Annotated in this window: 8 protein-coding genes; 5 read left to right on the top strand and 3 right to left on the bottom strand. The window is 57.8% G+C overall.

The features are described 5' to 3' along the window. Positions 1-163 precede the first annotated feature (163 nt). Positions 164-2,056, top strand: coding sequence for a penicillin-binding protein 2 (mrdA, locus tag HU727_RS25300; RefSeq protein WP_186534419.1), 1,893 nt, complete (start codon positions 164-166; stop codon positions 2,054-2,056). Positions 2,057-2,113: 57 nt separating this feature from the next. Here mrdA and HU727_RS25295 read toward each other — a convergent pair whose 3' ends face one another. Next, positions 2,114-2,518, bottom strand: a complete 405-nt coding sequence (locus HU727_RS25295; RefSeq protein ID WP_186534426.1) for a lysozyme inhibitor LprI family protein — start codon at positions 2,516-2,518, stop codon at positions 2,114-2,116. A gap of 271 nt (positions 2,519-2,789) precedes the next feature. On the opposite strand from HU727_RS25295, the gene HU727_RS25290 reads away from it, so the two are divergent. Continuing rightward, positions 2,790-3,278 (top strand): SRPBCC family protein, encoded by a 489-nt coding sequence (locus HU727_RS25290; protein ID WP_186534420.1) that lies wholly within the window; start codon positions 2,790-2,792, stop codon positions 3,276-3,278. A gap of 324 nt (positions 3,279-3,602) precedes the next feature. On the opposite strand, the gene acnA is transcribed toward HU727_RS25290, so the two are convergent. Then, on the bottom strand, positions 3,603-6,344 hold the full coding sequence (gene acnA / locus HU727_RS25285) for an aconitate hydratase AcnA (RefSeq protein ID WP_186534421.1): 2,742 nt from the start codon (positions 6,342-6,344) through the stop codon (positions 3,603-3,605). A 222-nt stretch (positions 6,345-6,566) separates the two neighbouring features. On the opposite strand from acnA, the gene rlmM reads away from it, so the two are divergent. Together rlmM and tusA are read left to right on the top strand one after the other, a co-directional pair. After that, positions 6,567-7,640 carry a 23S rRNA (cytidine(2498)-2'-O)-methyltransferase RlmM gene (rlmM, locus tag HU727_RS25280; RefSeq protein WP_186534422.1) on the top strand — a complete coding sequence of 358 codons (1,074 nt, stop codon included), beginning with the start codon at positions 6,567-6,569 and terminating at the stop codon, positions 7,638-7,640. Between the two features lie 92 nt (positions 7,641-7,732). Further along, positions 7,733-7,981 (top strand): sulfurtransferase TusA, encoded by a 249-nt coding sequence (gene tusA / locus HU727_RS25275; RefSeq protein ID WP_186534423.1) that lies wholly within the window; start codon positions 7,733-7,735, stop codon positions 7,979-7,981. Positions 7,982-8,030: 49 nt separating this feature from the next. Here the strand turns inward: tusA and HU727_RS25270 are convergent, their stop codons facing one another. After that, entirely contained in the window at positions 8,031-9,440 is a 1,410-nt protein-coding gene (locus tag HU727_RS25270) for an MATE family efflux transporter (RefSeq protein ID WP_186534424.1), read from the bottom strand. Between the two features lie 160 nt (positions 9,441-9,600). Here HU727_RS25270 and pdxB point away from each other — a divergent pair, with 160 nt between their 5' ends. After that, the gene (gene pdxB / locus HU727_RS25265) at positions 9,601-10,746 is read left to right on the top strand and encodes a 4-phosphoerythronate dehydrogenase PdxB (protein ID WP_186534425.1); all 1,146 of its coding nucleotides are present in this window, start codon (positions 9,601-9,603) and stop codon (positions 10,744-10,746) included. The last annotated feature ends 87 nt before the right edge of the window (positions 10,747-10,833 follow it).

The raw sequence follows: 10,833 nt of genomic DNA, 5'->3' as shown, positions 1-10,833 counted from the left end.
AAAAAAGTTTTTTTGAGCCTTGAAGTAATCATCTCATTGCCCGCCGTCCGGGAAATTCAGCCTGATCTGGGCGACCACTTTTGGTATCGTGCAGCTCGTTTTCAAAGGACCGATGTCGTGCCCACGACGCGGTACTCATTTACGTGCAAGAGTTGCTGTAGAAATGCCTGAAGCCATCCCGATCAAAGACCACGAAAAAGAAACGCGACTCGTCAACAAGCGGTTGATTGCCTGTGCTCTGTTCGTCTTCGCCATCAGCTGCGCCTTGGTGGTGCGCCTGTATATCCTGCAAGTGGTGGAGTTCGACTACCACTCAACCATCTCCGAAAACAACCGTGTCCATGTCCTGCCGATCCCGCCAACACGCGGATTGATCTACGACCGCAACGGCGTGCTGCTGGCCGACAACCGCCCCAGCTACAATTTGACCATCACTCGTGAGCGTGCAACTAACGTCAATCAGGAACTGGCCGAAGTCATCAGCTTGCTGGGCCTTCCTGCCGAAGATCGCAAAGTATTCGACAAGGCGATGAAGCAACCCCGACATCCGTTCACGCCCGTAACGCTGTTCTATGAGCTGACGGAGGAGCAGATTGCCGTATTGGCGGTCAACGAATTCCGCTTGCCAGGCCTTGATGTCGAACCACAGTTTGTTCGCCACTATCCCCTCGGCGCACACTTCGCTCATTCGATCGGTTATGTGGGTCGAATTAATGAAAAGGAATCGAAAACCCTGGATTCCGTTGAATACCGAGGTACGCAATCCATCGGTAAAACCGGCATCGAGCGATTCTACGAGGCGCAGCTGCATGGTCATGTCGGTTACGAAGAGGTCGAGACAAATGCTCAGGGCCGCGTGCTACGTGTACTCAAGCACACCGATCCGGTGCCGGGTAAAAATATCGTCCTGAGCCTCGACGTGAAGCTGCAGGAAGCTGCAGAAGCAGCTTTGGGCGACCGTCGTGGTTCAGTGGTCGCTCTCGACCCGTCCACCGGAGAAGTGCTGACCATGGTCAGCAACCCGAGTTTCGATCCTAATCTGTTCGTCACTGGCATCAGTTCGAAGGAATATTCAGCACTGCGCGATTCCATTGATCGGCCGCTGTTCAACCGGGTTCTGCGTGGTCTTTACGCGCCTGGCTCAACCATCAAACCGGAAGTCGCCATCGCAGGTCTGGATGCGGGTGTTGTTACCCCGCAGACTCGCGTATTCGACCCTGGCTATTACCAGCTTCCAGATTTTGATCACAAGTACCGTAACTGGAACCACAGCGGTGATGGCTGGGTGAACATGGACGCAGCAATCATGCGTTCCAACGACACCTACTTCTACGACTTGGCACACAAGCTCGGTATCGATCGCCTGCACGACTACATGGCGATGTTCGGTCTCGGTGAGAAAGTTTCGTTGGACATGTTTGAAGAGTCGCCTGGGCTGATGCCGTCTCAAGCATGGAAGCGCGCGACGCGGAGACAGGCTTGGTACCCCGGCGAGACGGTCATTCTCGGGATAGGCCAAGGCTACATGCAAGTCACACCTCTGCAACTGGCCCAGGCCACCGCACTGATCGCCAACAAGGGGATATGGAATCGGCCACACCTGGCCAAGTCGGTCGATGGCGTAGCACCGATTGACGAGCACCCGATGCCAAACATCCTGCTCAAAGACCCGCGCGATTGGGAGCAGGTCAACCACGGTATGCAGATGGTCATGCACGATGCTCGCGGCATTGCCCGAGCGGCCGCTGCGGGGGCGCAATACCGCATCGCGGGCAAAAGTGGTACGGCGCAAGTGGTGGCAATCAAGCAGGGTGAGCGCTACAACCGCGAGAAAACCCTCGAACGCCATCGTGACAACGCCCTGTTCGTTGGATTTGCGCCGGCAGAGCATCCGAAAATAGCGATCTCGGTAATGATCGAAAACGGTGAGGCCGGTGGGCGGGTCGCCGGTCCGGTGGTACGACAGATCATGGATGCCTGGTTACTCGATCAGGACGGCCACCTCAAACCGCAATATGCCGCGCCGAGCAAAGCGCCAACGGATCCGCACGTCTAATGTGTAGCGACTTCCCGGCACAGGCTCACGCAGGCTGAGCCGTGTCGGGAAGCTGTATCACGCCCCAGACACCGGGCAACTCATGTCACCTTCCTCGCATTTCAAATATTGTTTGAGCGCTTCGACCCGCGCCTTGGTCACGCTCGTCAGACAGCCACTGTAAATCAATGGATAGACACTCCCTCCCGCGACCCCCGATGCAGAAAACTTGCACTCGGCATCACGAAATCCGATCCATGCCCTCTGTGCACTGAGCAACAGCTTTTTACCGTCCGGGTTTTCCTTCAACCGTCCGACGATCTGTTGGTACACCGAGTTCAATTCCTTGTCGGCCGCTTTGTATTCTTCTCCGGCGCATTGGTTCATCGTCGCCTGATCAACGGCATTCGCGCAGTCAACGGCGGCATCCGCGAAGGAGGAAAACATAAAGGGCGTAAACATCAGAAGAAGGCGTGGTGACATGAGGTTCTCGCTGTATCGAATGGAAGTGCAGACAGTGGAGTGATTGTTAAGTATGTAACCGTGAGGCTTCAAGCAAGCGATCCGCAGTGGCCGCGATTTCTTCGCCTTCATGCACTCGTTCCAGTTCTGAAAAAGAGGAGTGGCGCAGCTGCGTTTTGTCTGCGCTCTCAAGCGCTCTTGCCTTCAGATAACAGCGGCTGTACCGCTTCGATACAACTTCGCATTGGACATGTGGTCATACAAGCCTAGTGTTCAGAACAGGAGGTGACGTATGAAACCAGTACCCAACAGTTTCGAACGCAAGATCACGCTCAAGGCATCGCGCTCTCATGTCTGGCGCGCATTGGTCGATGCCGAGGCGTTTGGCCAGTGGTTCGGCGTGGCGCTGGAGGGCCGGCGTTTCATTGCCGGCGAATGGACACAGGGGCAGGTCACGTATCCCGGTTATGAACACGTACTCTGGAATGTGCTGATCGAGCGGGTCGAGCCACAGCAGCTGTTTTCGTTCCGCTGGCATCCGTATGCGGTCAACCCGAAGGTCGACTACTCCCAGGAGCCCACGACCCTGGTCAAATTCGCGCTGGCGGATTACGAGGAAGGAACGCTGCTCAAGGTGTCAGAATCCGGCTTTGCACACATTCCGGATATTCGCCAGAAAGAAGCGTATTACATGGACAGTCGAGGCTGGGAGGAGCAATTAAGCAGGCTTGAGCATTATCTCGCCGAAAGCGCCAAGGCCCGTGAAAGCCGCGGTGCCTGACACGGCTAAGGGTTTTCGGAAGTGTTTCTATAGCGAATGTCTTACACGCACTGATAGCTTTTACGACTATTGCCAATTGGATCCACTGGGTAATCTACACGCATCAACTGAGACACAGGGAGTGTTTCAGGATCATGGACGATCGACCATTTGCAAGGATTGCTGCCGACAGGGAGTCGATAATGGTCTTGGGAAAAACCCGCTTCGGCGGGTTTTTTTTCGCCTGTATGTAGGCGCTGCCGCAGGCTGCGATCTTTGATCCTGCTTTTACAAGCGAAAGTCATAAGATCGCAGCCTGATACAGCTCATACAAAACCTTGCGCTTTATGACGCAATCAACTGCCGCAACACATAGTGCAGAATCCCGCCTGATTTGAAGTACTCAACTTCGTTCAACGTATCGATCCGGCAAAGCACCTCGATTTTCTCCTGACGGCCATCCTCACGAGTAATCACCAGCGGCAGATTCATCCGCGGCGTCAGTTCTACGCCAGTCAGCCCCTGAATTTCAAAAGTCTCCTTGCCACTCAGGTTGAGGCTTTTGCGATTCTGGTCGAGCTTGAACTGCAACGGCAATACACCCATCCCGACCAGGTTCGAGCGGTGAATGCGCTCGAAGCTTTCCGCAATCACCGCTTTGACACCCAGCAGATTCGTGCCTTTCGCCGCCCAGTCACGGCTCGACCCGGTGCCATATTCCTGGCCGGCGATCACCACCAAGGGCGTTCCCGACGTCTGATACTTCATCGCCGCGTCATAGATCGCCATTCTCTCGCCGGTGGGAATATAGATCGTATTGCCACCTTCCTCGCCTCCGAGCATTTCATTACGGATACGAATATTGGCGAAGGTGCCGCGCATCATCACTTCGTGGTTACCGCGACGCGAGCCGTAAGAGTTGAAGTCGTGCGGCTCGACGCCTTTTTCGCGCAGATATCGCCCGGCGGGACTGTCAGCCTTGATATTGCCAGCGGGGGAGATGTGGTCGGTGGTGACTGAATCTCCGAGCAAGGCCAGCACGCGCGCGCCTTTGACATTTTTCACTTCCGGCAACGGGCCGGAAATGTCTTCGAAGAAAGGTGGATGCTGAATGTAGGTCGAATCGTCCTGCCACACGTAAGTGGCCGCCTGCGGCACCTCGATGGCTTGCCATTGCTCATCGCCAGCGAACACTTCGGCGTATTCCTTGTGGAACATCGCCGTGTTGACCTGGTTGACCGCTTCGGCAATTTCCTGGCTGCTCGGCCAAATGTCGCGCAGATAAACCGGGTTGCCTTGTTGGTCCTCTCCCAAAGGTTCGCTGCTGATGTCGGTGCGCACAGTGCCGGCCAGGGCATAAGCGACTACCAGCGGTGGCGAGGCCAGCCAGTTGGTTTTCACCAGCGGGTGCACGCGGCCTTCGAAGTTGCGGTTGCCAGACAGGACCGAAGCGACGGTGAGATCGGCTTTCTGAATGGCTTTTTCGATCGGCTCCGGCAGTGGCCCCGAGTTGCCGATGCAGGTGGTGCAACCATAGCCGACCAGGGAAAACCCGAGCTGATCAAGATATTGAGTCAGCCCTGCAGCTTTGTAGTAATCGGTGACCACTTTCGAGCCCGGCGCCAGTGAGCTCTTGACCCACGGCTTGCGCGTCAGGCCTTTTTCCACGGCTTTTTTCGCCAGCAATCCGGCGGCCATCATCACGCTCGGGTTTGAAGTATTAGTGCACGATGTGATGGCGGCGATGACCACTGCACCGTTTTTCAGGCGATAAGTCTTGCCCTCGTATTCATACTCAGCTTCGCCGACCAGATCGGCGTTGCCGATGGCTACTCCGCCACCTCCCTCACTTTCCAGGCGTCCTTCTTCTTTGGTGGAGGGTTTGAATTGCAGATTGAGGAAGTCACTGAACGCTTGCGCGACATTCGGCAGCGAGACCCGGTCCTGTGGTCGTTTCGGCCCGGCCAGGCTGGCTTCGACGCTGTCCATGTCCAGCGCCAAGCTGTCAGTAAATACCGGTTCCTGACCTGGCAGGCGCCACAGGCCTTGGGCCTTTGTATAAGCTTCGACCAGTTTCACCGTTTCTGACGGCCGGCCAGACAGGCGCAAATAATCCAGCGTCACCTCATCGACCGGGAAGAAACCGCATGTCGCGCCGTATTCCGGGGCCATGTTGGCGATGGTCGCGCGGTCGGCCAGCGGCAAGTCGGCGAGGCCGTCGCCATAGAATTCGACGAATTTACCGACCACACCTTTCTTGCGCAGCATCTGCGTCACGGTCAGCACCAGGTCGGTGGCGGTGATGCCCTCCTTGAGTTTGCCGGTGAGTTTGAACCCAATCACTTCCGGAATCAGCATCGACACCGGTTGCCCGAGCATCGCCGCTTCCGCTTCGATCCCGCCAACACCCCAGCCGAGCACGCCGAGGCCGTTGATCATAGTCGTGTGGGAGTCGGTGCCGACCAGTGTGTCCGGGAACGCGTAGGTGCGACCGTCTTCATCTTTGGTCCAGACCGTGCGGCCAAGGTATTCGAGGTTGACCTGGTGGCAGATGCCGGTGCCCGGAGGTACCACGCTGAAGTTATCAAATGCACTCTGGCCCCAACGCAGAAAGGCATATCGCTCGCCATTTCGTTGCATTTCGATATCGACGTTCTGCTCAAACGCACTGGCACTGCCGAATTTGTCGACCATCACCGAGTGGTCAATCACCAGGTCCACGGGCGACAACGGATTGATGCGCTGCGGGTCACCGCCGGCCTTGGCCATCGCCGCGCGCATGGCCGCAAGGTCGACCACGGCGGGGACGCCGGTAAAATCCTGCATCAATACGCGGGCAGGGCGGTACTGGATTTCGCGGTCGGAGCGACGCTCCTTGAGCCATGCGGCGATGGCCTTGAGGTCGGCGCCAGTGACGGTTTTTTCGTCTTCCCAGCGCAACAGGTTTTCCAGCAGGACCTTCAACGACATTGGCAGCTTGTCGAGATCACCCAAGCTTTTGGCGGCCTCCGGCAGGCTGAAATAGTGGTAGGTCTTATCGTCGATTTGTAGCGTTTTCAATGAATTCAGGCTATCGAGAGACGGCATTACGATCACTCCTTTGAGTCCGCACGGCTACGGACTGAGGGGACGGGCAGAGCATTAAACCTAGCCCTGTTTTGGGTAGCTGGCTAATAACTGGACTCTATGGGCGGATCCAAGGTTCCGACTTCGGCTATCATGCGCCGGTTTTCGTGACAGGCGTTGCGGCAACGCAAGGCTTGAGCATCGCGCAGACGGCGAATGATCGCCTTCTGCCCAGGAGTAAGAATGAACACCCTATTCATGCATTGCCGGCCCGGCTTCGAAGGCGAAGTCTGCTCGGAAATTTCCGATCTCGCTGCCCGGCTCAATATCGCCGGTTACGCCAAGGCTAAAACCGCTGCTGCCTGTGCCGAGTTTGTCTGCACTGAAGAAGGCGGCGCCGAACGTTTGATGCGCGGGCAGCGTTTCGCCGAGCTGATCTTCCCGCGCCAGTGGGCACGCGGCTTGTTTATCGATCTGCCGGAGAACGACCGCATCAGTGTGATCCTCGCCCACATGGAGGATTTCCCGATATTCGGCAGTTTGTGGCTGGAAGTGGTCGATACCAACGACGGCAAGGAACTGTCGAATTTCTGCAAGAAGTTTGAAGGCCCGCTGCGAAAGGCGCTCACCGCCGCTGGTAAATTGGTGGACGACCCAAGCAAACCACGTTTGTTGCTGACCTTCAAAAGCGGTCGTGAAGTATTTCTTGGCATGGCAGATGCCGGTAACTCGGCGATGTGGCCGATGGGCATTCCGCGTCTGAAGTTCCCCCGCGAGGCGCCAAGTCGTTCGACCCTGAAACTGGAAGAAGCTTGGCACCACTTCATTCCGCGCGATCAATGGGAGGATCGTCTGCACAGCGATATGACCGGTGTTGACCTCGGCGCCGCGCCGGGCGGCTGGACCTGGCAACTGGTCAACCGTGGCATGCTGGTGACGGCGATCGACAACGGTCCGATGGCCGAAAGCCTGATGGAAACGGGGCTGGTTCAACATTTGATGGCTGACGGTTTTACCTTCAAACCCAAACAGCCGGTGGACTGGATGGTGTGCGACATTGTCGAGAAGCCGGCGCGCAACGCGGCGATGCTAGAAGAGTGGATCGGCGAAGGACATTGCCGTGAGGCGGTGGTCAACCTCAAGCTGCCGATGAAACAGCGTTATGCCGAAGTGAAGCGACTGCTCGAGCGCATCGCCGATGGCTTCAAGGCACGCGGGATCAAGGTCGATATTGGCTGCAAGCAGCTGTATCACGATCGCGAAGAAGTGACTTGTCACTTACGCCGACACGATAGCAAAAAAACCAAATCCCGCTGAAACAGTGCCAGCTCTTGCAGGAGCCAGCCTGCTTGGGTTGGACGATATCCCCGGCAATGCGCGACAATGCCGGCCAGTTTCAGGAGTGAACCATGAGTGAAATGATCAACACCCCGGTTGACGGCACCCTCGACGCCACCGGCCTTAATTGCCCGGAGCCGGTGATGATGTTGCACCAGCATATTCGCGACCTGGTGCCTGGCGGCCTGCTCAAGGTGATCGCCACCGATCCGTCGACCAAGCGCGATATCCCCAAGTTCTGCGTGTTTCTCGACCATGAGCTGGTTTGCCAAGAAGAAGATGCCGGTACTTATCTGTACTGGATTCGCAAGAAGTCCTGATTCAAGGCAAAAAAAAGACCTGCTGATGCAGGTCTTTTTTTATGGGGGATCAACCCGCCGAACGACTGATACGGATCCGCTTGCGCGCACTGCGGATCAGACGAATCGACAGCATCAGCGCTGCGCAGCTCAAGCCGACGATCAGGCCTTGCCACAGGCCGCTCGGGCCGCGTGGCTCACCGAGCCAGTCGGTCAGGCCCAAGGCATAACCGACCGGTAGACCGATGCCCCAATAGGCGAAGAGGGTCAGGATCATCGTTACCCGCGTGTCCTGATAGCCACGCAGCGCGCCGGCGGCAGTGACCTGGATCGCATCGGAGAACTGGAACAGCGCCGAATACACAATCAGCATCGCCGCGATATGGATGACCGTCGGATCGGCGGTATAAATCGTCGCAATCGGTTCGCGCAGCAATAACATCAGGCTCGCCGACAGGCAGGCGTAGGCCAGCGCGGTGCCCATGCCGACACCCGCGGCAAAACGAGCCTCGCGCGGTTCTTCGCGCCCCAGCGCCTGCCCGACACGCACGGTGACCGCCATGCCCAGCGAATAGGGAATCATGAACACCAGCGAGCTGACGTTCAGCGCGATCTGATGCCCGGCGACGACGGTGGCGCCGAGACTACCGATCAGCAGGGCGATCACGGCGAAGATGCTCGACTCGGCAAACACCGCAATGCCGATCGGCAATCCGATCGATAGCAGGCGTTTGATCACTGCCCATTGCGGCCAATCGAAGCGGCTGAACAATTCGCTCGAACGATAGGCCGGTGCCCAGCGTTCGTAACCGGCCAGACCCAACGCCATCACCCACATCACGATCGCTGTGGCCCAGCCGCAGCCGACGCCGCCCATCGCCGGCACGCCGAAGTGGCCGTAGATGAAGATGTAATTCAGCGGAATGTTCAGCGCCAGCCCGCACAGGCCCAAGACCATGGCCGGTCGGGTCCGGCCCAAGCCGTCACTGAAGCAGCGCAGCACGTGATAGAACGCCACCGCCGGCAGTCCGCTGGCGATGCCGTGCAAATACTGCATGCACGGGCCGATCAATTCGGGGTCGACCTTCATCAGGTGAAGCACCGGTTCAGCGGCGACCAGCATTGAAGTGGCGATCAGACCGACCACCAGCGCCAGCCACAATGCCTGTCGGACGATCGGGCCGATTTCGCTTTGGTTGCCAGCGCCGAAACGTTGGGCGACTTTCGGGGTAGTAGCCAGCAGAGTGCCGGTCATCAACAGAAATACCGGCACCCAGATCGAGTTGCCCAGTGCCACCGCCGCCAGATCGTTCGGCCCGACGCGCCCAGCCATCACCGCGTCGACAAAGCCCATGGCTGTGGTCGCCAGTTGCGCAATGATGATCGGCAAGGCCAGGGCCAGCAGGGTTTTGAACTCCAGGCGAATCCGCGCAGGGCGGGTCAGGGAAACGGCGGCAGGTTGATCAGTTACAGGGTTCACAAGCAAAGCGTCCGAAAAGTATTAATGCGCAAGGCGCCGCATTCTACGCCGCTGACGTGGCAGTCAGGAAAAATCCTCTGTTGCGGATTTGTAAGCGCAAACCCTGCTGGCCGATCGACGCGTCTGCACCTAAACTGCCGATCCGCCCAAGGAGCCCGCCATGCTGATTGTTGCCGACGAAAATATTCCGCTGCTCGATGCTTTTTTTGCAGGTTTCGGCGAAATTCGCCGGGTGCCGGGCCGTTCCATCGACCGTGCCACGGTCGAGCAGGCCGATGTATTGCTGGTGCGATCGGTGACCAACGTCAATCGTGCGCTGCTGGAAGGCAGCAAGGTGCGCTTTGTGGGTACCTGCACCATTGGCACCGATCATCTCGATCTTGAGTATTTCAACGAGGTCGGTATTACCTGGTCGAGCGCTCCCGGCTGTAACGCGCGTGGCGTGGTCGATTACGTATTAGGCAGCCTGATGACACTGGCCGAAATCGAGGGCGTCGATCTGACTCAGCGGACATTCGGTGTCATCGGTGCCGGAGAAGTCGGTGGACGCTTGATCACGGTCTTGAAGGGCCTGGGCTGGAACGTGAAGGTTTGCGACCCGCCGCGTCAAGCTGTCGGGGGCGGCGATTATGTGAGCCTTGAGCAGATCATCGAGCAGTGCGACGTGATCAGCCTGCATACGCCATTGACCCGTAGCGGCGCCGACGCGACGTGGCATCTGTTCGATCAGCCGCGTTTGCGGCAACTCAAGCAAGGTGCCTGGTTGGTCAACGCGGCGCGCGGCCCTGTTGTGGACAACGCGGCGCTGCGTGAGGTGCTGCTGGATCGTGAAGACCTGCAAGCGGTGCTCGACGTCTGGGAAAAAGAACCTGAAGTCGATGTCGCGCTGGCCGAACTCTGTGTGTTGGCCACGCCACACATTGCCGGATACAGCCTTGATGGCAAACAGCGCGGAACCGCGCAGATCTACCAGGCTTACTGCGCTTTCATTGGCCAGCCAGCAAATATCCAGCTCAGTGACCTGTTACCGGCGGCGTGGCTGTCGGAAGTTTCCTTGCACGGCGACAGCGATCCCGCTTGGGCGCTGGCGATGTTGTGCCGAGGCGTGTACGACCCGCGCCGGGACGATGCTGATTTTCGCCGAAGTCTTGTAGGTAATGTCGCTGAGCAGCGTGCGGCGTTTGACGTGTTGCGCAAGCAGTATCCGGTGCGGCGCGAGATCGAAGGGCTGAGGGTGCGGATTGAGGGGGATTCGCCGGGGTTGCATCAGATTGTTGAGGCGCTCGGCGCAACCCCGGTCCCATAACCGCATTGGCCTGTAGGCGCTGTGTAGAAGCTGTGTAGGAGCTGTCGAGTGAAGCGAGGCTGCGATCTTTTGATCTTGCTTGTTAAA

The organism is Pseudomonas khorasanensis, assembly GCF_014268505.2.
Taxonomy (GTDB): domain Bacteria; phylum Pseudomonadota; class Gammaproteobacteria; order Pseudomonadales; family Pseudomonadaceae; genus Aquipseudomonas; species Aquipseudomonas khorasanensis.
This window is presented reverse-complemented; position numbering and strand designations above follow the sequence as displayed.